Source organism: Paenibacillus mesotrionivorans (assembly GCF_046098205.1).
Classification (GTDB): Bacteria; Bacillota; Bacilli; order Paenibacillales; family NBRC-103111; genus Paenibacillus_AR; species Paenibacillus_AR mesotrionivorans.
Genome location: NZ_JBJURJ010000003.1, coordinates 178,576 through 204,544, shown reverse-complemented (window position 1 = coordinate 204,544; position 25,969 = coordinate 178,576). Strand labels below are relative to the sequence as shown.

The 25,969-nt window shown below is 55.4% G+C and carries 24 protein-coding genes and 1 pseudogene; 17 read left to right on the top strand and 8 right to left on the bottom strand.

Annotated features, from left to right (window positions below):
• Positions 1-31: 31 nt before the first annotated feature.
• The 7 genes from ACI1P1_RS05415 (at position 32) to ACI1P1_RS05385 (ending at position 10,321) form a co-directional block, all read left to right on the top strand.
• The gene (locus ACI1P1_RS05415) at positions 32-739 is read left to right on the top strand and encodes an HAD-IA family hydrolase (protein WP_416215355.1); all 708 of its coding nucleotides are present in this window, start codon (positions 32-34) and stop codon (positions 737-739) included.
• Positions 740-748: 9 nt separating this feature from the next.
• On the top strand, positions 749-2,809 hold the full coding sequence (locus ACI1P1_RS05410) for a peptidoglycan D,D-transpeptidase FtsI family protein (protein ID WP_416215354.1): 2,061 nt from the start codon (positions 749-751) through the stop codon (positions 2,807-2,809).
• 121 nt (positions 2,810-2,930) lie between these two features.
• Positions 2,931-5,009, top strand: coding sequence for a peptidoglycan D,D-transpeptidase FtsI family protein (locus ACI1P1_RS05405; protein WP_416215353.1), 2,079 nt, complete (start codon positions 2,931-2,933; stop codon positions 5,007-5,009).
• Positions 5,010-5,183: 174 nt separating this feature from the next.
• On the top strand, positions 5,184-7,058 hold the full coding sequence (gene asnB / locus ACI1P1_RS05400; RefSeq protein ID WP_416215352.1) for an asparagine synthase (glutamine-hydrolyzing): 1,875 nt from the start codon (positions 5,184-5,186) through the stop codon (positions 7,056-7,058).
• 296 nt (positions 7,059-7,354) lie between these two features.
• Positions 7,355-8,119 (top strand): Cof-type HAD-IIB family hydrolase, encoded by a 765-nt coding sequence (locus ACI1P1_RS05395; protein ID WP_416215351.1) that lies wholly within the window; start codon positions 7,355-7,357, stop codon positions 8,117-8,119.
• Positions 8,120-8,130: 11 nt separating this feature from the next.
• On the top strand, positions 8,131-8,613 hold the full coding sequence (locus ACI1P1_RS05390; protein ID WP_416215589.1) for a DUF456 domain-containing protein: 483 nt from the start codon (positions 8,131-8,133) through the stop codon (positions 8,611-8,613).
• Positions 8,614-8,656: 43 nt separating this feature from the next.
• Positions 8,657-10,321, top strand: coding sequence for a putative polysaccharide biosynthesis protein (locus tag ACI1P1_RS05385; protein ID WP_416215350.1), 1,665 nt, complete (start codon positions 8,657-8,659; stop codon positions 10,319-10,321).
• Positions 10,322-10,475: 154 nt separating this feature from the next.
• Here ACI1P1_RS05385 and ACI1P1_RS05380 read toward each other — a convergent pair.
• Positions 10,476-11,378 (bottom strand): annotated as a pseudogene (locus tag ACI1P1_RS05380) (DUF2515 family protein); the annotation flags it as partial.
• A gap of 398 nt (positions 11,379-11,776) precedes the next feature.
• On the opposite strand from ACI1P1_RS05380, the gene ACI1P1_RS05375 reads away from it, so the two are divergent.
• Entirely contained in the window at positions 11,777-13,225 is a 1,449-nt protein-coding gene (locus ACI1P1_RS05375; protein WP_416215349.1) for a copper amine oxidase N-terminal domain-containing protein, read from the top strand.
• Positions 13,226-13,337: 112 nt separating this feature from the next.
• Here the strand turns inward: ACI1P1_RS05375 and ACI1P1_RS05370 are convergent, their stop codons facing one another.
• Positions 13,338-13,523: a type II toxin-antitoxin system antitoxin gene (locus ACI1P1_RS05370; RefSeq protein ID WP_416215348.1), complete on the bottom strand. Its 186-nt coding sequence runs from the start codon at positions 13,521-13,523 to the stop codon at positions 13,338-13,340.
• A 21-nt stretch (positions 13,524-13,544) separates the two neighbouring features.
• Positions 13,545-14,387: an SPFH domain-containing protein gene (locus tag ACI1P1_RS05365; protein ID WP_416215347.1), complete on the bottom strand. Its 843-nt coding sequence runs from the start codon at positions 14,385-14,387 to the stop codon at positions 13,545-13,547.
• 158 nt (positions 14,388-14,545) lie between these two features.
• Between ACI1P1_RS05365 and ACI1P1_RS05360 the strand changes: the two genes are divergently transcribed.
• The 3 genes from ACI1P1_RS05360 to ACI1P1_RS05350 all read left to right on the top strand — a co-directional run bounded on the left by ACI1P1_RS05360 (position 14,546) and on the right by ACI1P1_RS05350 (position 17,923).
• Positions 14,546-14,893: a thioredoxin family protein gene (locus tag ACI1P1_RS05360; protein ID WP_416215346.1), complete on the top strand. Its 348-nt coding sequence runs from the start codon at positions 14,546-14,548 to the stop codon at positions 14,891-14,893.
• 518 nt (positions 14,894-15,411) lie between these two features.
• On the top strand, positions 15,412-17,172 hold the full coding sequence (locus ACI1P1_RS05355) for a UbiD family decarboxylase (RefSeq protein WP_416215345.1): 1,761 nt from the start codon (positions 15,412-15,414) through the stop codon (positions 17,170-17,172).
• A 22-nt stretch (positions 17,173-17,194) separates the two neighbouring features.
• Positions 17,195-17,923, top strand: coding sequence for a Cthe_2314 family HEPN domain-containing protein (locus ACI1P1_RS05350; protein WP_416215344.1), 729 nt, complete (start codon positions 17,195-17,197; stop codon positions 17,921-17,923).
• A 72-nt stretch (positions 17,924-17,995) separates the two neighbouring features.
• On the opposite strand, the gene ACI1P1_RS05345 is transcribed toward ACI1P1_RS05350, so the two are convergent.
• Positions 17,996-18,238, bottom strand: a complete 243-nt coding sequence (locus ACI1P1_RS05345; RefSeq protein ID WP_416215343.1) for a NifU family protein — start codon at positions 18,236-18,238, stop codon at positions 17,996-17,998.
• Between the two features lie 98 nt (positions 18,239-18,336).
• On the opposite strand from ACI1P1_RS05345, the gene ACI1P1_RS05340 reads away from it, so the two are divergent.
• Complete coding sequence (locus tag ACI1P1_RS05340; RefSeq protein ID WP_416215588.1) at positions 18,337-18,573, top strand: YuzB family protein; 237 nt, start codon at positions 18,337-18,339, stop codon at positions 18,571-18,573.
• Here the strand turns inward: ACI1P1_RS05340 and ACI1P1_RS05335 are convergent.
• The 3 genes from ACI1P1_RS05335 to mqnE all read right to left on the bottom strand — a co-directional run bounded on the left by ACI1P1_RS05335 (position 18,561) and on the right by mqnE (position 21,726).
• Complete coding sequence (locus ACI1P1_RS05335; RefSeq protein WP_416215342.1) at positions 18,561-19,625, bottom strand: NAD(P)/FAD-dependent oxidoreductase; 1,065 nt, start codon at positions 19,623-19,625, stop codon at positions 18,561-18,563. The two genes, ACI1P1_RS05340 and ACI1P1_RS05335, sit on opposite strands and share 13 nt — an antisense overlap.
• Positions 19,626-19,693: 68 nt before the next feature.
• Positions 19,694-20,596, bottom strand: a complete 903-nt coding sequence (locus ACI1P1_RS05330; protein WP_416215341.1) for a M23 family metallopeptidase — start codon at positions 20,594-20,596, stop codon at positions 19,694-19,696.
• A gap of 29 nt (positions 20,597-20,625) precedes the next feature.
• Positions 20,626-21,726, bottom strand: a complete 1,101-nt coding sequence (mqnE, locus tag ACI1P1_RS05325; RefSeq protein ID WP_416215340.1) for an aminofutalosine synthase MqnE — start codon at positions 21,724-21,726, stop codon at positions 20,626-20,628.
• Positions 21,727-22,012: 286 nt separating this feature from the next.
• Here mqnE and ACI1P1_RS05320 point away from each other — a divergent pair, with 286 nt between their 5' ends.
• Together ACI1P1_RS05320 and ACI1P1_RS05315 are read left to right on the top strand one after the other, a co-directional pair.
• A complete protein-coding gene (locus ACI1P1_RS05320) occupies positions 22,013-22,222 on the top strand; it encodes an aspartyl-phosphate phosphatase Spo0E family protein (RefSeq protein ID WP_416215339.1) in 210 nt (69 codons plus the stop codon).
• Between the two features lie 83 nt (positions 22,223-22,305).
• Positions 22,306-22,665: a HesB/IscA family protein gene (locus tag ACI1P1_RS05315; protein ID WP_416215338.1), complete on the top strand. Its 360-nt coding sequence runs from the start codon at positions 22,306-22,308 to the stop codon at positions 22,663-22,665.
• A gap of 94 nt (positions 22,666-22,759) precedes the next feature.
• Here ACI1P1_RS05315 and ACI1P1_RS05310 read toward each other — a convergent pair whose 3' ends face one another.
• Positions 22,760-23,644, bottom strand: a complete 885-nt coding sequence (locus tag ACI1P1_RS05310; protein WP_416215337.1) for a tyrosine-type recombinase/integrase — start codon at positions 23,642-23,644, stop codon at positions 22,760-22,762.
• Between the two features lie 138 nt (positions 23,645-23,782).
• On the opposite strand from ACI1P1_RS05310, the gene ACI1P1_RS05305 reads away from it, so the two are divergent.
• From ACI1P1_RS05305 to sda, 3 genes are all read left to right on the top strand, one after another.
• Positions 23,783-23,986, top strand: coding sequence for a cold-shock protein (locus ACI1P1_RS05305; RefSeq protein WP_416215336.1), 204 nt, complete (start codon positions 23,783-23,785; stop codon positions 23,984-23,986).
• A gap of 526 nt (positions 23,987-24,512) precedes the next feature.
• Positions 24,513-25,505, top strand: coding sequence for a phospholipase D-like domain-containing protein (locus tag ACI1P1_RS05300; protein WP_416215335.1), 993 nt, complete (start codon positions 24,513-24,515; stop codon positions 25,503-25,505).
• A gap of 310 nt (positions 25,506-25,815) precedes the next feature.
• Positions 25,816-25,968 carry a sporulation histidine kinase inhibitor Sda gene (sda, locus tag ACI1P1_RS05295; protein WP_416215334.1) on the top strand — a complete coding sequence of 51 codons (153 nt, stop codon included), beginning with the start codon at positions 25,816-25,818 and terminating at the stop codon, positions 25,966-25,968.
• Position 25,969 lies beyond the last annotated feature (1 nt).

Genomic DNA, 25,969 nt, shown 5'->3' with positions numbered 1-25,969 from the left:
TTGGGGGATTAACTATAAAGGAGCGTGCGCAATGCTGTTGTCACCCGGCCGTTACCAGGCCGTTTTTTTCGATGTGGGGGATACCCTGATGTACATTCCCGCCGCCCAGGCAGTCATCTGCCGTCATCTGGCGGAGAAGGCCCTGGTCCGCGAGGAGGAAGAGGTGGGGCAGCTGTTCCAGCAGGCCTTCCGCCAGTTTTATGTGGATCGGGAGCTGAACCCGGAGGAATGCTGCTCGCCGGAATCCGACCGGCAGTTCTGGACGGGGGTGTACCGGTTTATGCTGGATGAGCTGGGCGCCGGGGGAGAATGGGCGGAGGAGGAAATCCACCATTGCTGCCATGAGCTGTACGAGATGTTCACCAGTCCGGCCAACTACCGGCTGTTTGACGATGTGGTGGAAACCCTGGAGGCACTGCGGGAGCGCGGCTTCCGCCTGGGGGTGGTCTCCAATTTTTCCCCGACCTTGAAGGACATTCTGCAGGATAAAGGAATTCTTCATTATTTCGATCCGGTGATCGTATCCACCGAAGTAGGACTGGAAAAGCCCAATCCTGCTATTTTCCGGCTGGCTTTGGCTGAAGCGGGGCTTGAGGCCTCCGAGGTGCTGTATGTGGGGGATCATGATCTGAATGATCTGTGGGCGCCGCGGCAGATCGGGATGGACGCCGTGAAGATCCTCCGTTACGACTATATGACAGGCGAAGGCTTTACCGGTTTACAGGAACTTTTAAAGTGAGGCTAGAGCATGAAGCGCTTCTTCTCGTATGAGACTGAAGAGGTAAAGGAAATCCGGGAGCGGTCCAGGAGGACCCATTTTTCCATCCGGATCAATATGTTTTTTTTCAGCACCTTCCTGCTGTTTTCCCTGCTGATTGTGAAGCTGGCTTTCCTCCAGTTTGTGCAGGGGGAGGAGCTGTCGGCTATGGAAGACCGCCAGACCAAGGAGAAAATCACCATTTCTCCCATCCGTGGGAATATCTACGATCTGGACGGTTACCCGATCGCGTATACTACCTCCGCTGAATCGCTGTTTTACCAGATTGTGCCGAAGCAGACCAAGGAGGAGAAAATCGCCCTGGCCCATAAAATCGCCGAACTGGCGGCTACCCACGGCGATCCCCAATACGGGGCGCTGGATGCGGCGGAAATTATCAAGCGGATGGACGTGGGTTTTGACATTGCGGGCAATTCCGCCAAGGAACCCAGCTATACCTTCCAGCCCAGACGGGTGAAGGCGGGGCTGACCAAACAGGAGATTGCCTATGTGGTGGAGCATCAGGACGAACTGCCCGGCGTGAGCATTGTGGAGGAAAGCGCCCGGGTGTATGACGAGAATACCATTGCGTCCCAGCTGGTGGGGTACCTGCGCCCCTTCTCCACCGCCCGCAACCAGACCCAGTCCTATCTGAACTTCTATAAGGATAACCCGGGGGAGTACCTGAATGAGGAGTTTGTAGGCTTCGACGGGCTTGAATTTCTGTATCAGGATGAGCTCCGGGGCAAAAACGGCAGTAAATCCTATCCGGTCAATTCCCGCTCCCAGATTATCGGACAGGTGACCATTACCCCGCCGGATAAAGGGCATAACCTGTATCTGACGCTCAAAAAGGATGTCCAGCTGGCGACGGAGAATGCCATCCTCAAGCAACTGGAGTACATGAAAAGCCGGGAAGCGGAGCAGCTGAAGTACCCCGCTCTGGGCAAAAACGCTCTGGCCGGTTATGCCGTGGCCATGGAGGTAGATACGGGCCGGGTGGTGGCCATGGCCAGCATGCCCGACTACAACACCAACATTTGGTCCAAGGAACGGATTCCCACCGAGGAGTACAACAGCATCCAGTTCCGGTACATTAACGGCACCATCCGGGAGCGGTATGCCGATATCCTGGATAACAAGGAGCGGGGAAAGCATCCCAGCTCCCTGGTTCCCCTGGGCTCCACAATCAAGCCGCTGACTGTGCTTTTGGGAATGAACGAGGGCATTATCGGGCCCAATGAGCGGTATGCGGACCCGACCACCTTTGTGTTCGGCAAGGACAAAAGCTCCATCAGCAACTCGGACAAGCACAACTATGGCATTCTGACACCCGCCTTGGCGCTCCAGTATTCGGCTAATACCTTCATGGGGGAAATGGTGGGCAACCGGCTGTACATGAGCTCCAAGTACCCCTCGTTTCCCAAGGCGGGCAACGCCATCGAGGTTTGGGACTCCTACATGAAAAAGTTCGGTCTGGGCCAGCTGACGGGCAGTCAGCTCCCGGGGGAATATGCGGGGGACCCCTATTACTTCGAAACGGCCAAGCGGGAATCCGCCCAGTCCGTGCTGATCTATGCCTCCTTCGGGCAGCAGGGCCGCTACACCACTCTGCAGCTGGCTCAATACGCCTCCATGCTGGCCAATCACGGGAAACGGTACCGGCCGATCTTTGTGGACCGGGTCACCACCTATGACGGACAGCTTGTCCGCCATGTGGAGCCGGAGCTGCTGGCCCAGGAGGATTATCCTGCAGCTTACTGGAAAGTGCTGGAGGATGGCATGAAGCAGGTATTCGTTACCGGCTTCGATGGCGTCAGCTATTCCGTCGTGCGCAAAACCGGAACCTCCCAGCAGCAGGTGGCCGGCCAGTTTGTGGAGAATGCGGTGTTCATCGCCTATGCTCCGGCGGACAAGCCCAAGCTGGCGGTAGCGGTGGTCGTGCCGGAGGGCGGCTTCGGCTCCTGGGGAGCGGCTCCCATCGCACGGCAGATTTTCGACGCATATGATGAGCACTACGGTCTGTATGGTGTACCGAAAAACAGCCAATAAAGCCTAAAGCCCTATAGAGGACCCGTCTTCCCACCGGAAGGCAGGTCCTTCTTGCAGTTGGCATCCTTCCGCGAAGTTGTTACACTAGATAGTGGAACATCACATTGAAGGAGGTCGAAGCATGAAAACCCCGCTCACCACAGGGGAGACAAACGACAATTTGGAGCAGCGCAAAAGACGCAACCAGTTTTCCATACGCATTAACATGTTCTTTTTTGCCACTTTTCTGCTGTTCTCCACTCTGCTGGGAAAGCTGGCCGTACTCCAGTTTGTACAGCATGAGCAGCTCTCCGCCCTGGAGAGGATCTGGCAGAACAAGGATGTCCCGATCGCTCCTATCCGGGGTAATATCTATGATGCAGACGGATACCCCATTGCATATTCCCTGTCTTCCCAGTCCTTATTCTACCAGCTGCGGCTGGATAAAAAGCCTGAAGAAACCATTGAGCTGGCCAAACGCCTGTCGGCTGCATTCCTGATGCTGGCTCCCGAGGACAAAAAAGCAGCGTCGCCCAGCGCAGAGGAGGTCCTGCTGCGTATGGACACCGGCTTCAAGCTGGACGGCAGCGCTGCGGACAAGAGCATGGGCTATTCCTTCAGCCCCCGCCGTCTCAAGGCGGATCTGACCCAGGCGGAGATTGCTTATTTCACGGAACACCGGGATGAATTCGACGGTGTGGAAATCACCGAGGAAAGCACCCGGAAGTATGATGACAAAACCATTGCTGTGCAAACCATCGGGTATCTCCGGCAGTTCTCCACCGCCATCAACCCCACCCTGCCCAAGTCCTTCCTGGACTATTACAAGGCCGACGGCATGAAGGACATTTATCAGAACGACGAGCTGGTGGGTTTTGACGGGTTGGAGTTTATGTACCAGGAGGAGCTTCGCGGCAAAGCCGGCAAAAAAACCTACCGCATCAACTCCAAGGCCCAAATTATGGAGCAGGTGGAGCTGGCGGCCCCGATAAAGGGGAACAATCTGCATCTGACCATCGACAAGGATGTGCAGCTTATCACCCAGCAGGCCATTGCCGATCAGCTGGCTGCCATGAAAAAAGCTCCTGCCGGCTCTTATGCCGCCAGAGGCGCCAAGGCGGTGGCAGGCTACGCCGTAGCCATGGAGGTGGATACCGGCAAGATCATTTCTGTAGGCAGCTATCCGGACTATGATCCCGGAATATGGGAAAGCGGGCGCATCTCTACGGAGAATATGGCGGCTATCAACTACCGTTACACTAACGGGGCTGTGCGGGAGCGCTTCGGAGAGTTTGCCGACCCGCTGGAGTTCCGCAAGCACCCCAGCTCACTGGTTTATCTGGGCTCCACCATGAAGCCCCTCAGTGTGCTGGTAGGCCTGAACGAAGGAATTATTACAGCCAATGAACGATATTCCGACCCGGTCACCTTCTACTTTGGGCGGGACCGTAAATCCAGTGTCAGCAATTCGGACGGGAGCAGCTTCGGCATTCTGACCGCCGCCACTGCCATTCAGAAATCCTCCAATACCTATATGGCGGAGATGATCGGAAGCAGGCTCTATTTCAGCAAAAATTATCCGGCTTACCCGCAAAGCGGAAATGCAATTGAGGTATGGGACAGCTATATGAAAAAATTCGGTCTGGGTGTGCTCACGGGAAGCGGGTTTCCCGGCGAAAGCGAAGGGCTTGCGGATTACATTCCCGCCGCCAAGCGGGACGGTCCGCAGCCGACGCTCATATATTCCTCCTTTGGACAACAGGGGAAGTATACGGCGCTTCAGCTTGCACAATACACAACCATGCTGGCCAACCACGGCAAACGCTACAAGCCCCAATTCGTCGACAGGATCACCACCTATGACCAGGAAGTGGTGAAGACCTTTCAGCCGGAGCTGCTGGATGAGGTGAAGTTTCCGGAGGCCTATTGGAATGTGCTGAAGGAAGGTATGCAGTCTAACGTACAAGGGTTTGAAGGCGTCAATTACACCTTCGTCCGCAAAACGGGCACCTCCGAGCAGTCCATCGCCGGAGGCAAAGTGGACAATGCCGTGCTGATCGCCTACGCGCCGGCGGAGAAGCCCAAGCTGGCTGTAGCGGTGGTTGTACCCGAAGGAGGCTTTGGCTCCTGGGGAGCCGCTCCCATCGCCCGCAAGATATTCGATGCTTATGATGCAAAAATAGGGCTGGACGGCGTTCCCAAGGGATTGCCCCAGCAATAAGCCATTCAGACAGGCCGGAGGACGCTCCGGCCTGTTTTTTGCCGTGTTGAAGCCTTTGGTGTATGCCCCCAACTGTGGTATACTTATGTATCATTATGGATACCGGTCCTAGGGTTTTTTTTCAGACACGCCCTAATTAAAGAGACGGTACAATAGTTTGGAGTGGAAGCATAAATGTGCGGTATTGCCGGTATGATGCTGTTCGATGGTAGTGTTCCCGATATGAGCGTGCTGCGCCGGATGAGCGATGTAATCGTGCACCGGGGTCCCGATGATGTGGGATTTTGGACCGACCCGGGAATCGGGCTGGCCTTCAGACGCCTGTCCATCATCGATTTGAAGGAAGGCCATCAGCCGTTGGCCAATGAAGATGAGTCTGTGTGGATCACCTTTAACGGTGAAATCTATAACTATAAAAGCCTGCGCGCCCAGCTGGTGGCCCGGGGCCATATCTTCCGGACCAATACGGACACGGAGATTATTGTCCATCTCTACGAGGACCATGGCGAGGATTGTGTGAAGCTGCTCCGGGGTATGTTTACCTTTGCCATTTGGGACCGGAACCGCAAGCAGCTGTTTATTGCCCGTGACCATTTCGGCATCAAACCCTTGTATTATCATATTTCCGGCGGGAAGTTTCTGTACGGCTCGGAGATCAAGAGCATTCTGGCTACCGGCGAGGTCCGCCGCAGCATCCGCCCGGAGAGCTTCCTGAACTATCTGACCTTCCAGTATGTGCCAGACCCGGACACCATGTTCGACGGCATCTCCAAGCTGCCTCCGGCCACAACCATTACCGTTAATCCCGACGGCACTTACCGTCTGAACAAATATTGGGACCCCATGTTCGAGCCGGTTAAACGAACGCTTACTGAGGATATTGAGGAGCTGCGGGAGCGGCTGAAGGATTCTGTAACGCACCATATGGTCAGTGACGTGGAACGCGGCTGCTTCTTGTCCAGCGGCATTGACTCCACTGCCATTGCCGCCCATATGCGCGCCATTGAGCCGATCCGCACCTTCTCCGTCGGCTTCGAGGGGAACAACAACGAAACCATCATCGCCCGGGAAACGGCTGCTGCTTTGGGGACGGAGCATTATTCCAAGGTCATCACCGAGAAGGAATTCTTCGACGCCATCCCCTCGGCGGTGTGGCATCAGGATGAGCCTGTTGCCGACCCTTCGGCCATTGCCCTGTACCATGTGGCCGAGCTGGCCAGCGAGCATGTGACCGTTGTGCTTTCCGGTGAAGGGGCGGACGAGCTGTTCGGAGGTTACCGGATCTACAGGGAGCCGCAGGCGCTGCGGGCGATGGAGTGGATGCCGCTCTCCATGAAGCGTTCCCTGCACCGGATGTTCGCCATGCTGCCTGCAGGGATGAAGGGCCGCAACTATCTGCTGCGGGGAACGACGCCGTTGGAGGAGCGGTTTTTGGGGAATGCCAAAATCTACTCCGAGGATATGAAGGCGGAGCTTGTGAGCATGAACCGCGAGCTTTTGCGCAGCTACCGGAATCCGGTACAGATTGCCGGCGATTATTACAATAAAACGGCCCATCTGGACCCGGTGAGCCGGATGCAGTATATCGACTTGAACCTGTGGATGCCCGGAGATATTCTCATGAAGGCAGACAAAATGACCATGGCCCATTCCCTGGAGCTGCGGGTTCCGTTCCTGGATAAGGAGCTGTTCGAGCTGGCCCGGCGGATTCAAGTAAATCACCGCATTGCCGGGGGCACCACCAAGTACGTCTTCCGCAAAGCCATGGAGGGTGTTATTCCCGACTTTATCCTGAACCGCCCCAAGCTGGGGTTCCCGGTTCCGCTGCGCGACTGGCTGAAGGGCCCCAATGCGGGCCGGATGCTGGAGGAAATCAAAGCCAGCGGCATCGACACCCTGGTGCATATGGGTGAGGTGGAGCAGCTGTTTAAGCTCCATCGCGACGGTGTGCAGGATTCCGCCAGACGGCTGTGGGTAATCTATATGTTCGCCCTCTGGCATGCCACATATATCCAGGAACAGCCCAAGGCTTCTTTTGCCGCTGTGTAAGAGAGGAACAGATGCCAGGAGTCTGTCCGACGAAACAAAGGGTGAATTAATATTCATGTGGAAGGACTGGGAGGGAAGGAGTTGAAAGTTTTCCGTGAGGAAAACTGGCTTCGGAAGCATATGCTTTGAGGGCGAGTTTTTTGGCGGCTTTGAACCCTTATGAAATCCATTCAATCAAGGCCGACAAAACGTGTTTGAGCATCCAAGGCACTCCTTTCCCGGTAAGGAATGAAACCGGATGAATATTAATTCAACTAAGCCCCGTCGGACAGACTCCCCAGGAAGAAGGAGGCAGTATGGGAACAAATCATGGACCCTACCGGCTGATTGCGCTGGATTTGGACGGAACGCTGTTGAGTGAAGAGAAGGAAATCTCCCTCGAGAACAAAAAGTGGATTGCCGAAGCCCGGAAGGCGGGGGTAACCGTTATGTTTTCCACCGGGCGGGGACGCCAGAGCGCCATGAATTATGTGGAGGAGCTGGCTTTGAACAGCCCGTTGGTGCTGGTGAACGGCAGCGAGATTTGGGAGAACCCCGAAACGCTCCTGAAGCGCACGGAAATGCCTGTGGAGTGGGTAAGAACCTTCCGGCAGATGGCTCTGGACTACGATGTGTGGTACTGGGCCTACACGGTGGAGGGTATTCTGAACCGGGATAACTGGCCGGCCAAGGCGGAGACCGAGGATGGTCTGATCTGGCTGAAGTTCGGTTTTTATACGGAAAATGAGCGGAAGCTTACTGCCCTCCGGACTACCCTGGAAGCGCGGGGAGATCTGTCCATCACCAACTCCCATCCCTGCAACATCGAGCTGAACCCCCTTGGGGCGGACAAAGGCAGCGGCGTGCGTCAGGTGTGCGGTCTGTTGGGTATAGAAATGTCGCAGGTCATTGCCATGGGAGACAGCTTCAACGACCTGTCCATGATCCGGGAGGCCGGACTTGGGGTGGCGATGGGCAATGCCCAAGAGGAGATCAAAGCCCAGGCGGACGTGGTTACCTCCACGAATGAAGAGGACGGCGTAGCCGAAATTATCCGCAAATACATCTTCCATATGGAGTGATGCTTATGACCATGACAGTCATTGCGTGGATTCTGGTTGTGGCACTTTTTGCAGTAGGCCTGGCAGGGGCCATTTTCCCTGTGCTTCCGGGAGTGCTGGCGATTTATGCGGCGTTTTTCGTGTATGGGTTTATGATCCGGTTCAGTGATTTCGGATTTTGGTTCTGGCTGATCCAGACCACCATCGTGGTCGCGGTATTTGTGGCGGATTATGCCATAAGCGCCTGGGGTGTGAAGAAATTCGGGGGGACCCGGGCTTCGGTCATCGGCAGTACCATCGGGATCATTCTCGGCCCCTTCGTCATTCCTGCCTTCGGTTTGCTGCTCGGCCCGTTTCTCGGTGCGGCGATCGGGGAATTTATCGTGGTCAAGGATTGGAACGCGGCCTTCAAGGCAGGGCTTGGCGCGCTGGTCGGTTTTTTCTCCAGCACCGTAGCCAAGATTTTGCTGCAGCTTCTGATGATCATTGTTTTTATTATTGCAGTAATCTGGTAGGACGGGTTTTGCAAACACGGCCTGAGAAAGTGTGGAAGCCAACATGTCGAAGGATTCACTTGTAAAAGGCACCCTGATCCTGGCTCTGGCCGCTCTTGTGGCCAGGGTTCTTGGGGTTGTCCAGCGGATTCCCCTGGTTTATCTCATCGGAGATACAGGAATGGCAACCTTCGGGATTGCCTTTAATATTTATACGCCCCTGTTGACCATTGCCACAGCGGGCATTCCCAGTGCGCTCAGCAAGCTGGTTTCGGAAAAGATGGAGCTGGGCCAATACGCCGAGGCCGACCGGATTTATCAGGCGGCGGTACGGTTTGCGCTGGTGGCGGGTCTGGTCATGACCGCCCTCCTGATCGTGCTGGCCCCGTGGTACGGGGAGCAGATCTCCAAGGACCCGGACGCCGTGATGTCCATCCGGGCGCTTGCCCCGGCACTGCTGCTGTTCCCGCTCATCGCCATGATGCGCGGATACTTCCAGGGCCGCCAGATGATGATGCCCAACGGCATGTCTCAGATCATCGAGCAAATTGCCCGATTGATTACCGGAGTAGGCTTAGCATTCCTGCTGCTTGAGATCGGCTGGGGCCATGTGTGGGCCGTAGCCGGCGCCTCCTTCGGCGGGGTGATGGGCAGCGTAGGCGCTGTGGCTGTGCTGATGTGGTACATGCTGAAGCTCCGCCGCGAGGATGCCCGGGAGGGTATCATCCAAGCGGCCAAGGAAGGGCGTGCCGCCGCTGAAGCGGTGAGCTACAAGCGGATCTACGCCAATATTTTCCGGGTATCCGTGCCTATCGTGTTGTTTTCCATGACGGTTCCGCTGATTTACTTTATTGATTCGTCTACGGTCATTTCCCTGCTGGAAGGACAGATGGGGTACGGCTCAGCCAAGGAGCTCCTGGGCATTTTGGCCGGACGGGCCCAGTCTCTGGCGGGTATTCCGATTATTCTGGCCATCGCCCTGAGCCAATCCATCGTGCCGATTGTATCCTCGGCTTATGCCCGCAAGGATATGGCACAGGTCCGGCAGCAGGCGGCCAAGGCTCTCCAGCTGTCGGTGATTACCGGACTGCCTGTGGTGCTGGCTATTGCCATTGCCGCCCGTCCCATTAATACCATGCTGTTCCCCATGGACCAGTTTAAGTATCTGGTCAACGAAAACGGCAACGGCATTATCGCCTTCCTCACGGTTACTGCCATGTTCCAAATCGTGATGCAAACCTCCGGCTCCATCCTTATGGGGATGGGTCATATGCGGCCGTTGGTCGTTAATGTGTTCATCGGTCTGGCCTGCAAGCTGGTTGGCAGCTATCTTCTGGCTCCCTCCTTCGGGATTTATGGAATCATGTCCGCCACCGCATTGTGCTTTATTGTGATGATGGTGCTGAATCTGTGGGTTCTTCGCCGCAAGGTGGAATATGTGATTTATCCGCCGCGGAAGTGGCTGGGCATTGCTGCCACCACCTGCATTATTGTAGCGGTGTGTTTGCCCTTGGAATGGCTGACCCACCGGACCATTACCTGGTTCCCGGATAAGCTGGACGCTCTCGTAAGCGGTGCGATCACAGGTGGTGTGGCGATTCTTCTGTATCCGCTGCTGCTGATGGCAAGCCGGGTGTATACCCGGGAGAATGCGGAGGATCTGCCACCTGCTGTCCGCAAGCTGCTGGCGAAGCTGGGCCGTTTGGTTGGGATGGGGAAACGGGCTTAGCCCCGCCAAGGGTTTGGGGTATGGCTGCCTTAAGGATGGCCGCCAGCTCCAGCTTGTACAAGCCAAGACAAACCTCCCCGGTCATATCCATGGACCAGGGACCCTTGGCAGGGCCGAAGGGCCGGGTTTGGGCTTGCTCCACGAACCAGTCGGCACCGCCGGGAGCGGCAAAGGGCTGATCCGCCCACACCTCGGTGAGCCGCGGACTATAGAAGGGCCGGGCACCTGCCCGTACATCATATCCATGAAGCCTCTCTGCTGGCGGAACATCCGGTGGGGAGGCTTTTTGCGCGGCTGCGGTATAAAGGGCGGGATGGTAATCCGCTCTGGAGCCGGTGTGGGGACGGGCGGCGGCAAAAGCATGGACCCCATCACGGATGATGGGGTTGCCGAACAAAATGCCGTAGAGGGTTTTGCCCACCTCGATCCGCTCACGCAAATCGGAGAAACGCTCCAGGGTCAAGCCGCTGAGCCGCCACGGCTTGCAACTGTCCGTTCCGTCCTGCGTGATCCGCCGGTACGGAAATACCACCTGGGTTTCCTGGAGCTGGGCCTGGAAGCGGAAGGCCGGTCTCTCCAGCACATGCTGCCGAAAATAAGGATGCTGCACTACGCGGCCTTCGATATAATGCTGTTCATTCATGATAAGGCAGATGGTGAGGGAGGCGGGTTCGGGGCTGCTCCAGAAGTGCTCCCAAACCGGACGCATAAAACGGGAAACCCCCAGCTGTGGCAGCAGATGGAACAATGGCCTGCCGGCCAAACGGCTTTCCCGGTACAGCAGCAGCTGGGGATAGGCGTCATGGAAGATCAGGGCGTTGGAGCGCTCCAGAAACCCGAATATGTGCCCGCGCTCTTCCGGGGACAGGAGCTGTGCCATCAGCTCACCCGCCAAATCCGTCATGCTCCAGCCCCCGTTGCGGGAGACCATGTGGGCAAGAAAGGCCCAATGGATTTCGGGATGCTGCTGATAGAAGGCCCAATATGCAGCGGTCCGTGTGACATTGTTCCGGTTAGCTTCGCCGGTTTGCCTGCGGATCTCCAGGACCAGATTCATTTCCTTATTGGATAGGGCTTCTCTCACGCTATCCGCGTTTTCCATGCCGGAGCCCTGGGTAGATTCATGTTCACCCGCTCCTTGCAGCATCTCCTGCCAGGCGTGGCGGAGACCGAAGGTGGTCCCGGCAGAGGGTATCAGGGGGATGGACTGCCGACGCAGCACCTTGGAGTATCTCCGGCTGGAACGGGCTTCACGGAGGATGCCTGGTGCGGATTTGAGCCAATAGAGCAGCCTTTGGGTTAGAGACAGGGGACGGCGGGGAGTTGACAGTTTACCGGTTGGCATGGCGATTCTCCCTTCCTGGCATCACGGGTGGAAGGGGTTCGCTTTCATGCCCGCTTTTCCCATGGTAAGATAAAGGTGAATTAATTAAATATATTGTAAAGGAGCGGTTTATGTTGAAGCGTAAATTTGCGGCCTTGGGCTGTTCCATTGCCCTGGCCTCCTCTCTTGTGGCAGGCTGCGCGGCTGCCGGCGGTGTGGAACCGGACAAGGTGCTGCAGAATGCCTTTGGGGTAGTGTCTTATGAGGGTTCTGGCTCCCTATCCTTCCAGGTGACGGCAGGCACAGCGTCCAAGGGGTATCCCGATGCGGCGAAGCTGAATAATGCCGTGGTGGAATTGACTCATGTGAAGCAGCAGGACAAGACAAACAGCTCTGTGACCGGCGTTTTCAAAACCGGCTCCGGCAATATTCCTTTTGAAGCGGCCCAAGTGAACAAGGAGTGGGTAATCAAAGCCGAAGGCGCATCCAAGCCGCTGGTGCTTGAGGATGCCCATGGGCAAACCCAGAAGGAGAGCGCCGCTGCTCCCGGCTTTGGCCTGGACTTCTCCACCCTCAATATGGAAAAGCTGCAGAATCATCTTGGCTCTATTTTGAGCTATGCGCCGACGCTTGATTCGTTTGCCGTGTCCGACACCAATGCCACCATCAACGGTGAAAGCCTCGCTCTGAAGAAAATTCATGCGGAGCTGAAGGGTGGCGAGCTGATCGGCATCCTCCAGAAAACCCTGTCCAATCTTCTGGCTGACGGGGAAAAAGGGGATGCATTGATCCGCTCCATCATCGGCGATCTGGGTTATGACGGCAACAATGCGTTTATGTTCAGCATCGTGAAGGAATCGCTGAGAAGTTTGGCAACCGATGCTTCCGCGCTGGATGTTCTTTTCCCGGCGGGAGATTTCCTGAATAACAGCAATGTACTGAAACTGGATGTGTATGTGGATGGGGAATCCCAGATCCGCCGCACCGGCTTTGAGCTGGCGCTGAACGGTCTTCCCCACTTGGAGAATGGCGTAAGCGCGGTGACGATCACCGGCTCCTTCGACAGATGGAACATCAACGGTACTGTAACCGCCGACAAGCTGTCTGCTGAAGGCGGCATCAAGCTGTCCGAAGGCGGCGGGCTGGCCAAATATCTGCTTGCTCTGGACAAAAACTCCACTGCCTACAAGTTCCTGATGGAGGAGCTGAAGGTGAACCGCAAGCATATCGTGCTTCCCCCGGTAGGCTCCGAAACCCCCACAACCGAGGTGCGTCCGTACCTGCAAGGGGACACCACCATGGTGCCGGTCCGCTTGGTGACCGAGCAGCTGGATGCACAGGTAGGCTGGAATCCGGATACCTATGAGGTAACCGTAACCGACATCTGGTCCGGCAAGAAGGTGGAGTTCAAAATCGGCAGCACCACCGTGAAGGTGAATGGCGCCGAGCAAACACTGGACGCCAGCGCCGTGCTGGGCGGAGACACCACTTATGTGCCAGTCCGGATCATCGCCGAAACCTTCGGGGCGGAAGTGCTCTGGAACCAGGATACCTATGTAGTGACCATCGTCCGCAATTAATGCGGCGTTCCTCCTCCATGTGACGTATTCAACAGCAAAAGCCGGTGCACCGTCCCTCTCCAGGGATGGATGCACCGGCTTTTCTTTTATAACACAGAAATCTTGGACGTATTCAGCTGTCCGTATTCTCCTCTGGAGACGGCGGCTGGTTGGGAAGGCGCCCGGCCTTGCGCAGCGCTTCCCGCAGCACATACTCCAGGTGCCCGTTTACGCTTCGGAATTCGTCGGCGGCCCAACGCTCCAGCGCTTCATACAGCTTCGGATCAATACGCAGGGGGAAGCTTTTTTTCGGTGCCATGGCAGGGCCTTATGCCGCTCTCTAATAAACCGAGCCGGTATTGATCACGGGGGAGGCTGCTCTGTCCGAGACAATCGCCACCATGAGATTGTTGATCATCGCCGCCTTGCGTTCATCGTCCAGCTCAATGACACCTTGCTGCTGCAGCTGCTGGATGGCCATCTGCACCATACCTACCGCTCCCTCCACGATCATCTGCCGCGCGGAGATAATGGCGGCAGCCTGCTGGCGCTGGAGCATGGCGCTGGCAATTTCGGTGGAATAGGCCAGGTGGGTCAGGCGGGCTTCCAGAATCTCCACACCGGCAGCCTTCAGTCGCTCCTGCAGCTCGCGGAGCAGCTCGCCGCCAACCTCGTCGGCATTGCCCCGCAGGGAGTAGCCGGAGAGCTCGAAGTTATCGTAGGGGTATTTGCTGGCGACATGACGCAGGGCCGTTTCGCTTTGGATCTCCACAAATTGCTTGTAATTGTCCACATGGAACAGGGCTTTGGCGCTGTCAACCACCCGAAAGACGATTACAGCGGCAATCTCGATAGGGTTGCCCTCCACGTCATTGACCTTCAATTTCACGCTGTTGAAATTGCGGACCCGCAGGGACACCTTTTTCCTGCCGGAGAAGGGTACCGTAAGCCAGATGCCGCTGTCGCGGATGGTCCCCTTGTAGTCGCCGAACAGGGTAATCACCTTCGCCTCGTTGGGCTGCACCACCGTAAACATGGTGAGCAGCACTAGAGCCGCCGTTTCCGCCAGGATGCCCACTACAATCCACTCCACAACAAAGGCGTAGATGCCGCCTCCCGTCAGCAAAAGGAACAGCAACAGGCCGATAAAGCCATTTCCTTTCCAAGTCGTTTTCTCTGTCATCGATTGATTCCTCCCGTTCATGTTGGTTAAATCATTTTGATATATAAATGATATCACTATTTCTATATAATGTAAACTACCCAAATTTGACAATGCGGCTGTCCGGTGCTATAAAAGAAGCGTAAATACGCATACCATGCGGTCAGGAGGGAATTACGATGCAGCAGATTAAGGAAGAAGCACAATTCCGAAGCGTCATCAACGGATCGGTGCCGGTAGTAGCCGTTTTCAAAGCCGTCTGGTGCAAGGACTGCCATTATATAGAGCCCTTTATGCCCGACTTGATTCACCAATATGAAGGCCGGCTGGAATTTGTCCATGTGGACCGGGATGATCTGCCTGACCTGTGCGCCGAGCTGAATATTCTGGGCATTCCCAGCTTTATTGTGTTCCGGGAGGGCCAGGAGATTACCCGTTTCGTCTCCAAGCTCCGCAAAACCCGGGAGGAGATCGAGGAATTCCTGGACCGCTCCCTGCAGGTTGCGGATGCTTTGGGTAAGAACTAAGGGGGAGTGAACGCCCCCTGGAACCAGTCGGGTTGTCCTCGTGGGGCGGACCGGCCGGAGCACCAACGGGGTGTCCCCGCGCGGGTGGCTTGCCCGGATCCAGTCGGGTGACCCCGTGTGGTGGCTCACTCGACATCAGTCGGAGTGGGAGCCCATCCGTGCTCCCCTCCAGGTGGCCTTACGGACAGAGGATCCGCTATTTGCCCCATTTTAGCCTTTTGCAGTTTCTTACGGACCCAGGGTATGCTATTGCGGTCCCTAAGCTCCTAAACCAGCCGATTTTCGCCCAATAACTGATCCTCGGTCCGTTAGCTCGGCCAAGCCACGTTTTTTGCTGAAATAATGTCCCCTGTGTCCGTTACGTTAACCAACAACTGCCTGTCCCCCTTTTTGCGGAGACAGGCTTTTTGGTTCACGGCCAGAGCGGCCGAGGCAGACGGAGAAGGCTGAAAATTGGCTTCATCCTCCAAAAGCCGATATAATGGCTGTATACATAACCAGCAGGGAGGCCCTTGTCCGTGGTGTTTGAGAATTTGAGGCAATTCATTGAGGTTCTGCAAAAAGAAAAGGATGTTGCCGTAATCGACGCTCAGGTGGACCCCAATCTGGAGCTGGCGGAAATCCACCGCCGTGTTATCGATGAGGGAGGCCCGGCGCTTCTGTTCACCAATGTGAAAGGCAGCGCTTTCCCCGTAGCTACCAATTTGTTCGGCACGAAGCGCCGGGTGGATCTGGCCTTCGGCACTCGCCCCGAGCAGCTGATGCAGCAGGCGGTGGAGGCGATGCATACTCTGCTTCCCCCGAAGCCCGCAGCCTTGTGGAAAGAGCGTTCCTTGCTGCTGGACTTGGTCAAGGTAGGGACCAAGACCGTTAGCCAGGCCGCGGCCCCTGTGCTTCAGGTCTGCGACCGCAGAGACAGAATGTCCAAGCTGCCGGTGATCACCAGCTGGCAGGAGGACGGCGGCCCCTTCGTGACGCTGCCGCTGGTGTATACGGAGCATCCCGTCACCCATCAGCATAATTTGGGCATGTACCGGATGCAGGTGTTCGACAGCGAAACAACCGGGATGCACTGGCAAATCCACAAGGGCGGCGGCTTCCATTACCATGAAGCCGAGCTGCGTGGCGAAGCTCTGCCGGTGACGGTGTTCCTGGGCGGCCCGCCGGCCCTGATCGCCTCGGCCATTGCGCCGCTGCCGGAGCAGCTGCCGGAGCTTCTGGTGGCGTCCCTGATTCTGGGCGGCAAGCTGAAGCTGGCGGACAACCCCCTGGGCGGCCACAAGGTAGTGGCGGAGGCGGAGTTCGCCATCTCCGGGAGAGTGGAGCCGCATATCCGGCGTCCCGAGGGTCCGTTTGGCGACCATTACGGATATTATTCCCTGACGCATGATTTCCCGGTGTTTAACATAAACCATATTTGGCACCGTAAGGACGCCATTTATCCCGCTACTGTGGTGGGCAAGCCCCGGCAGGAGGATTATTACCTGGGTGAATTCCTCCAGCGGCTCCTGTCTCCGGCTTTCCCCATGGCCATGCCAGGGGTGAAGGACCTGTGGACTTACGCGGAGACGGGCTTCCATGCGCTGGCTGCTGCCGTGGTCCGGGAGAGCTACCGCCGGGAGGCGCTGGCTTCAGCCTTCGCCATCTTCGGCCAAGGCCAGCTGACGCTGACCAAATTCCTGGTGGTTACCGACCGCAGTGTGGAGCTGGAGCGGTTCGACCTGCTGCTGGAGACGGTGCTGGAGCGATTTAACCCCGCCACTGATCTGCTGATCTTCAACCATACCTCCCACGATACCCTGGACTATACAGGAGGGCGGCTGAACCATGGCAGCAAGGCGCTGCTGTTGGGGGTAGGGGAGCCTATCCGTTCTCTGCCGGGCTCCTACGACGGCGGCGTCATCCCCGGCATCCGGGATGCCCGGATGTACTGCAAGGGCTGCCTCGTGGTCGCCGGTGCTTCCTTCACGGAGGACCCGGAGCTGGCCACCCGTCTGGCCGAAACCGCTACAGATCAGCTGGCCCGCTGGCCGCTGGTGATCCTGGCAGACGATGCTGCCATTGTCGGGAACCAGACTGCCTTCCTGTGGACAGTGTTCACCCGCTTTAATCCGGCTACGGACATCCATGCCCAAAGCCGGGTGGAGAAGAACCACATCGCCTACCGCCTGCCCCTAATTATTGATGCTCGCATGAAGCCGGGGTATCCCGATGAGGTCATTCCCCGGGAGGATATTGTGAAGCTGGTGGACAGCCGCTGGAACGAATATTTTAAGTAGCACCGGGAAGGAGATTGGGCCTTTGCTTCGAGAACTGCTGAACGCTGCCCCGCGCGCTGAACAGGGCGATATGCAGAAGGCGCTGCGTGCGCTGGAGCTGTATCTGGAGAAGCTGGAGCGGGTTGGCCCCGGAGGCCGCGTCTCCCCAAGCCGCAGCGGGGAGGAGATTCCCCGGCTGGAGCTGTGGACCCGTGGCTTCGCCGATGCCCTGGATGAGCTGGAGGAGAGCAAATTCTGTGCGGAAACCTTCGGCCGCGGCATCCACGCTTCCTTTGTGGAGGAGATGTCCCCGGAGGAACGGCTGAAATACCGCCGCTATTTGTATTTTTATAAGAATGCGTTTATCCGGGTGTTTTCCATTCTGGACAAGCTGGGGTACTTCCTGGACGAGCTGTACAGCCTGGGAACAGGCAAGGTAAAAGCAAGGTTCTCCTACTTCACCGTGCTCCGCCAGATGCATGACCGGAAGGTAGAGGTCAAGCTGGAGGAGCGGCTTTATGAGCTGAAGCAGAAGTACCAGGAGCCCTTGAGGCGGCTGCGCAGCCAGCGGAATATGGAAATCCATCTGCTTAATGCGGAGATGGTGGATGACATGATCCGGGTGAAACGGCAGACCCATGCGGACGGCCGGCAAAAGGTGGAGAATGTGCTACAGAATCTGTCCGACCTGGCCTTAAGCTTCGAGATGGTCTGCCGCACCATTGCGGTGGTGTTCGATCATACGAAGGGCTCTGTCCGGACCAAAGGGTAGACCGTGCTTACGAAAAAAAAACCGTTCTCCGGATGCCAAACATCCGGGAACGGTTTTTGTTTTGAAAGTCAATTAAAATACCTGTACAACTTCCTTAATACCGTCAACCTCTTCCACCAAGGCGCGTTCGATGCCAGCCTTCAGGGTGATGGTGGAGCTGGGGCAGCTACCGCATGCGCCCATCAACCGGAGCTTTACGATGCCGTCTTCCACATCAACCAGCTCAACGTCTCCGCCATCCCGCTGCAGGAAGGGGCGAAGCTTATCCAGAACTTCCAGTACCTCATCATAGGCAACTTCTTTGTTCTCGCTCATTTGCTTCAACTCCTTTCTTTCCTTTATTATATTACAAGTAGCGCAAAAGTAAAAATAAGCTCCTGTATTTACATCAAAATGACCGGGGAGGAGTCATGATGAGACCTCTGATCGAATTCTGCAACAGCAACATGCATCATGGCACCGCACAGGTGATGAAGCTTCTGGAGGCCAACCCTGATTATGACGTCCTGGAATACGGCTGCTTGGGCAATTGCGGCGAATGCTACGCCGGCCCTTACGCCCTGCTGGACGGCCAATTTATCGGGGCGGCTACGGCGGAAGAGCTGCTCGCCCGCCTGGAGGAAGCCATTCTCGCCCTTTATCCGAAGTGATGGCGGGACTTCCACAGTACCCCGCTTTTTAATGTCCGCGGCACCTTGCCAACCACAACCGTGCTGTCGCCCATTAGGGCGAAGCCGTTTTTTTTGCCCAGAGAGCCCAGGGTTCCCCGGAGTCTCAAGGGGCTGATGTTGGGGGTCACTCCATCCCAGATAGCCCTGACCACCGTGGCAATTTGTTTGCCTTGGATAATAGCGGCCTGGGCGCTGGGGGAGAAGACCAGGCTGGCGCAGTCGCCCACCACAAAAACCTCGGGAAATTGGGGAATCCGGTGGAAGCTGTCCAGCCGGATGCGCCCCGCCTCGTCCTTGTTGACCTCCAGCGCCTTGACGGGATGGGCCGGCTGGATGCCGCCCGCCCACACAGTAGCCTCCGAACGAAGCACCTTGCCACCCTCGAGAATCTCCGTTTCCCGGATATCCTCCAGCTCCACCTGGGAGCGGATCTCCACATCATGCTCCAGAAACCATTCATGGACGAACAGCCGAAGCTTCTCCGGGAATGCAGCCAGAATTCCGCCGCCGCGGTCCAGTATCCGGATATGGAGATCAGGACGGCATTCCCGGAGCTCCGAGGCCATCTCCACGCCGCTCAAGCCCCCTCCGATAATCGTAACGTGCCCATAAGGACGCACTTCCTGGAGCGCCACATAGGTCTTCCTGGCGGCCCGCAGAGTTTGCAGGCTATGGGTGAACTCCGCCGCCCCGGGAATCCCGTAATACTGGTCTACACAGCCCAGCCCGATTACCAGCCAATCATAGGAGATGGGGTCCTGGTCCTGAAGATAAACCAGCTTCTCCTTGAGGCTAATTTCCGTCACTTCCCCGAAGAACAGAATGAGATGGGGGTGGACGGGAAATGCCACATGAAGCCTATGTTCAGCCGCCGAGCCCGCAGCCAGCGCGTAATATTCCGTTTTGAGCCCCTGGTACGGCATACGGTCAACCAGATAAATGACGGTGTCTGGCGGCAAATCCCTCTCCAGCAGCTGGCGGACAATGGCCATACCGCCATAACCGCCCCCTAGAATGACCAGTTTCTTCATGATTCCTCACACCCCTCTCTTCATCTGTAATCCGCATCTTTAGGAATCTGTCCGACGGACAGGCTCCTTCAGCGGTCCTGCCAGCGGAACGGCGTCCGGCCCAGCAGGCGGTCCGGGTTGGTGGCCGTATTCCCGATCCAAAAGGTGAAATGCAGATGCGGTCCCGTGGAAAAGCCGGTGCTGCCCACTTCGCCGATTTTATCTCCAGCCTTGACTTTGTCTCCTGTCTTGACATGGAGCTTGGACATATGGGCATATTGGGAAAATAAATTCATGCCGTGATCCAAATAAATGGAGTTGCCTGTCAAATACAGCTCCTCCGCCAACACCACAACCCCGTCATTCGTGGCCAAAACCGGCGTTCCGGTAGGCGCAGCAAGGTCAATGGCCCGGTGGATGCTGTTAAATACTCCATTAACATAACGGGTGTACCCGTAGGGAGTGGTAAGCCTGCCTGAAACAGGTATGACGAAAGGCTCCTTGAACAGGATCTCGGGCACGGATTTGCTGCGGGCCAGATCGATTTTCTTCTGGTCGGCATTGATCCGCTGCGTATTCTGCCACATGTTCTCCTGTTCCTTGGTTACCGTAAGCCGGTCCGTATCGAAGGCCTTGGACTTAACCGTAACCTTCGCCTTCCCTGCAGCTCCCTCTATGGTATAGTTACCCGGTTTGAGATCGGTTGGAACCGGAAGCAGGGCATAATAGCCGTTGCCCAGTTGGGTCAGAGGGTATTTTTTACCCCCAAAAGCCAGCTCTCCGCCTGTTTCCGACCGGACCATCACCGCGTCTCCCTGGAAAACGGAATCGGGCATCACCGTCACGGCTTCGGCCATGGCCATCTCGGCTGCCTGCTCCCCGCTGTAAAAGGAGGCTTCTATCCGGTAGGCCTCCTCCAGGGCGGCAGCCTGGGCATCCGCGGCGGAGCCCAGTGATTGTATTACAATCCAAAGTGCGATCAGCCATTCCATAAGGGCTGTTGACTCCTTTGCAGAAAACCTTAATAGGTTTCAATCACGTTATAAAAGGTATCCCGCTCCACCGGAATTTTGCCGGCGCCCTTCACCAGCCAGATCAGCTCGTCTCGGGTCAAACCAGCAGGGGTAAGCGCCCCGGCGGAATGGCTGATCCGCTCCCGCACCAGAGTACCGTGAACGTCGGATGCGCCGAAGCTCAGGGCCAGCTGGGTAAGCTGGGTGCCGATGTTGATGAAATACGCCTTGATGTGGGGGAAATTATCCACCATCAGGCGGGAAATAGCGATGGTCTTCAGATCATCGAAGGCCGAGGTGCGGCGTTTAATGCCTGCCTGCTGGCTGATGGGCTGGACGGCCAGAGGGATGAACACCATAAAGCCGTTCGTTTCATCCTGCAGCTCCCGAAGCAGCATCATATGCTCCAGCCGCTGCTGTTGGGATTCGATGGAGCCGTACAGCATGGTGGCATGGGTTTTGTAGCCCATTTGGTGTGCCGTCCGGTGGACGGTGAGCCATTCCTCCATGTTGGCCTTCTCCACCCGCATCTTCTGGCGGTAATGGTCGGAGAGGATCTCCGCTCCGCCGCCGGGCATGGTGTCGAGCCCCGCTTCCCGCAGCTCCTCCAGCACCTGCCGGTAGGACAGCCCGCTGATCCGCGAGAAAAAATCAATTTCCGCTGCGGTATATGCCTTGATGGCAATGTGCGGGTACTTATCCTTCAATGCTCGGATGCAGTCCTTGTAGTATTGAAAGGAAACCTTGTCATTATGCCCGCCGGTAATGTGGAACTCCCGCACGCCCGGGGTAATATGCTCCTCCACGTACCGGATCATATCCTCCCCGGTATGGGTGAAAGCCCCTTCCTGGCCTTCGTCCTTCCGGTAATTGCAGAAGGCGCAGTGAGCTTCACATACGTTGGTGAAATACAAGGTCATATTTTCGATAAAATAAACGTTTTTGCCGTTCTTCCGCAGATTAACCTCATTAGCTAATTGGCCGATGGTCAGAAGATCGTCGGACTGGTACAAAAACAGCCCGTCCTCCAGAGTCAGCCGCTCTTGATGATGCACCTTTTCCGCGATTGCCGCCATGCGGGTGTCAGGTGTGGGGATAATGATACTCATGACGCGACCCCTCCAATGGTTATCGAAGTGAAATGATATGACTTGTCATAAAAAATTCAAATTTATCTTTTCATTATAAACTTCCCCATAAGAAGGGGCAATACGAAATTGGCAAGGAACTAATCTCCCAATGAGGCAAATTCTGCAAATAAGTCGAATGGAATATTTCCATTGCGCTAACGTTGCTGTATACTATACTCTTGTGTGAACTTTCAAGCAGAATCTACCGGCGTATTCAGTCGAACCATATAGAAATACGATAGAGTATAAGGAGTATGGTTGAGAAATGTTAAGCATGAAATGTCCGAATACGGAAAAAAATATTCAAACCGAAATCGAATCCGCCCGTGCCCAGATGAACCGTCTTGCCGATGAATTGGGTGTGCGGCACCCTGCCGTGGTAAAGTCCAGCCAAATGCTGGACGAGCTCCTGCTTCAATATTATGCCCTGACCGGTGCGATGCGGATTAAACGCTCCTTGGGCCGCGGCTTCTAGGCTTTCCTCCGGTTCGCCTTGTAGGTGTGCCCCTGTTGGGGGTATACTGAAGCTAAAGGCGACAATTACAGGAGGGATCAACCATGATTCAAATCAGCGACTCGGCAGCCGGCCGCATTAAGGAATTACTGGAGGCGGAGGATACGCCGAACCTGTTCCTCCGGCTTGGCGTGCGCCCCGGCGGATGCAGCGGCTTTTCCTATTCCATGGGCTTCGACGATGAAGAGCATTCCGAGGACAAGATTCTTACCGTAAACGGCCTCAAGGTTGTAGTGGAGGAAAGCAGCGCCCATTACCTGGAGGGTGTAGAAATCGACTTTAAGGAAGAGGGCCTAAGCGGTGGGTTCACCATCGATAACCCCAACGCCATCGCTTCCTGCGGCTGCGGCAGCTCCTTCAAGATGAAGGACGAAGAGGGCCAAGTGGAGAATTGCGATCACTGATGCGGGATAATCAGTTCATGAAATGAAAAAAAGTAACCTTCCGGGACATGTGCAGCGTTGCACATATGTCTCGGAAGGTTTTATTTTGTTCCATTCATTCTGCTGCTTTGCCCAAATCGTCTTTGACATAAATCATGGTGGAATTCAGTCTGTCATGTCCCATGATTTGCGCTAAGCGCTCTAAAGGAAGACTGGCTGCCATGGTATAACCGAACCGGTGCCGCAAATCCTGGGTGCGCAATCCTTCAATTTGAGCAGCCCGCATATATTTGTGGACCAGGTGGCGCAATGCCCGCTCCGTTAATCGTCCGCCGGTTTTCTCCGATGAAAACAAATATATAGACTCGGATTGGGGTTGTGCCAGGTAATGTTCCAGGACTGCCCTGCAGTCTGCACTCAAGGGAACCTCCCGCGACTTATTACGCATTCCTGTACGGACAATAAGGCAATTGCCGCCAAAATGGATGTCGCCGGGAGTCAAATTACATACCTCCATAGGCCACAGCCCGGTCTGCAGCATGACGAAAACAAGGGTCTGATCCCGGAGGGAGCCCTGCTCCCTGGTTGCGGCAAGCAATGCCGCTTCCTCCTCTTCGGTCATCTGCCTGGGGCTTGATTTTTTTTCTGGCACCAGTTTTACCGGCTTGGAAGGGTCGAGGCTAACCTTGGCCTCGGATACCGCCCAATCAAAAAAACGCTTCAGCGTTACAAGCCGTCGGTTAATGGTCGAAGGTTTTAACACCATTGTTTCCTGCATGGCATTCCGGTAACGTACTAATGTGGGAGTAGCCACATCCTCAATTTGAAAGACTGCTGCTTCTTTCCCGGAAGGGCCGGCGGCTTCAAACCAGCCTATAAAATGCTTCAGATCACTGGCATATTCCTTCAAGGTTTTGGGGCTTAACGCTTCACGGGTGGAAAGAATACGAATGAACTGAGCAATCATCGTACCACCATGTTCAGAGATTGCTTCTTTCATCAGTAAACCTCCGAAGAATTCTTGACTTACATTAGCGGACATGTTATTCTAATACTAACCGAAACATTAGCGGACATCAACGATGAATTTTCAAAAAATCTAATGCTCGAGTTAATACATTTTTTTTGGAGGATTTTAATGCAAACAGGTACAGTGAAATGGTTCAATGCTGAAAAGGGCTTCGGTTTTATCGAAGTTGAAGGCGGTAGCGATGTGTTTGTCCACTTTAGCGCGATTGAAGGCGAAGGGTACAAATCATTGGATGAAGGACAACGCGTCCAGTTCAATGTGACCCAAGGCAACCGTGGTCCGCAAGCAGAGAACGTTTCTAAATTATATTAATTACGACGAAGCTGCTCGAGAGAGCAGCTTTTTTATATAAAATTATTGTGTTCACAGCCGGACTTGATATTGAAGCAAGCCTTAAAAAGGGCTTAACGGAAGGCAGGATGACTATGATTTGCAAGAAACTCGTAAGCGCGGCTAAGAAAAATTCGTGGCGGATCCTTTTTTCCGGTGTACTTACTTCATTGGTTTTCACTATTTGGGGAGGCTGTCTCTTGCTTGGCTGTTTGCTATACGTTGCCTTTTCGAACCGGATCGTTAAAGCAAGGATGCATTCGCTGAAAACATTGCTGCGGGTTTCTTCCAGATGAAACCCTTCTGTGGTGAAGCGGTTCCCCTATAGCCCCCGACGGTAGACGAAAGTGTCTGCTGTACGGGGGATATTTGCTCTTTTTCGGATGTTTTGTCTGACAGCCGGCAGCCCCATCTTTGAACGGGACCGATAATCTGATAGAATAATTGATATACTTCTAGAATCGGCAGAAAGAAGTCATAGATGAGACCGTGGGAGGGATAAACTCAAATGACCGTTTCCTTACTGGCACCGATTTTGACCGGGCTGCTCCTTATCTGGCGGCTGGCGCTTGACTACATACCTTTAGGCAGACTCAACGACTTATCCCGCAAGTCGGCCAGGAGCCGCCGCCGCGATTTCACGATCCATTACATACCCTTGGCGCTGATCTTCCTGCTTAGTTTACTCACATACCGCGCGGCATCGGCCGTGGCGCTGGTGCTGGCTCTGGCCTACGCGGCGGTCCAGATAATCAACTGGTGGCTGCCGTATTTCAGAGGGGGAACCGACAGCCAAAAGGCCAGATGGGAAGGGGCCTACGGCAGAACCCACCGGATTCTGCCCCGCATCAAGGACCACTCGGTGCCGGATACATCCCATTTGATTACGGGGATTCTGACTGTGGTGGTATTCATCACCTTGGGCAGCCACTTGCTGGCCGGCCCTTCCGTCAAGGAAACCTCCGCGAAGGCACCGGACAATAAAGCCGGAACCGGCGCTGCTGCCCCGACGCAGGCACCGCTGGTGGAAACAGCCTTTACCCAGGCAGGCCAAAAGCCGGACCAGCTGCTGATCACAGCCATCCAAAGTGCGAAAAAATCCATCGATATTGCCATCAATGCGATCAATCATGAGGAAATCGTGAAGGCCATCGTGCAAGCCCGGATCAACGGGGTGGAAATCCGGATCATCACCGACCGTTCCGAATCCACCAACACCCTGCAGGCGGAGAAGCTCAAAACCCTGCTGAATGCGGGAATTCCGGTGAAGGAGAATGCGCGCAAGGGGCTGATGAACCTGAAGCTGGCGGTGTTCGACGACCATACGGGAGCCACCGGATCCTTCAACTACACGGAAAATGCCAGTAACGCCAATGACGAGCTGCTGGTGCTGATCCATAACACGGAAACCGTGGCCGGGTGGAAAAAACGGTTTGAAGACATGTGGGCGGACAAGGAGAATTATAAGGATCTGCAAATCGGAGTGGTCCAGAAGAAATAAGCGGAGCAGGTGTGCGCTGCGCTTCGCATAACCGTAACGGAAAGCCCTGTCGTTTATCGACAGGGCTTTTTGGCGTAACCTGTTGAAAGAGCGGACCGAAAAAGAAATTATCCGACAGAAAACGACTTGTTCACAGAATGTGAATAACTTCTATCCACAAATCCACACCGAGAAATAGACAGGTTTTGCCCCTTATCAACAATATATCCACAGTGTATGCACAGGGTTTTGTGGATAACCGGAACGCTTGTTCTGCATACTCTATCATGTTAAGATGAATCTACTAAAAAGACCCGGAAGGTGATAGTAGATGAGGCTCCTAAGTAACGAGTTGCTGATCGAATCCTATCTCCGTGCTCTTGAACTGCAGTTGGATAAAGACTTCATTGAATTGCTGCGTACGGAAATCCAGGAACGCAATCTTGTTGTACCATCCCCCCATCCCAAGGCCAAGGCCAATTAAG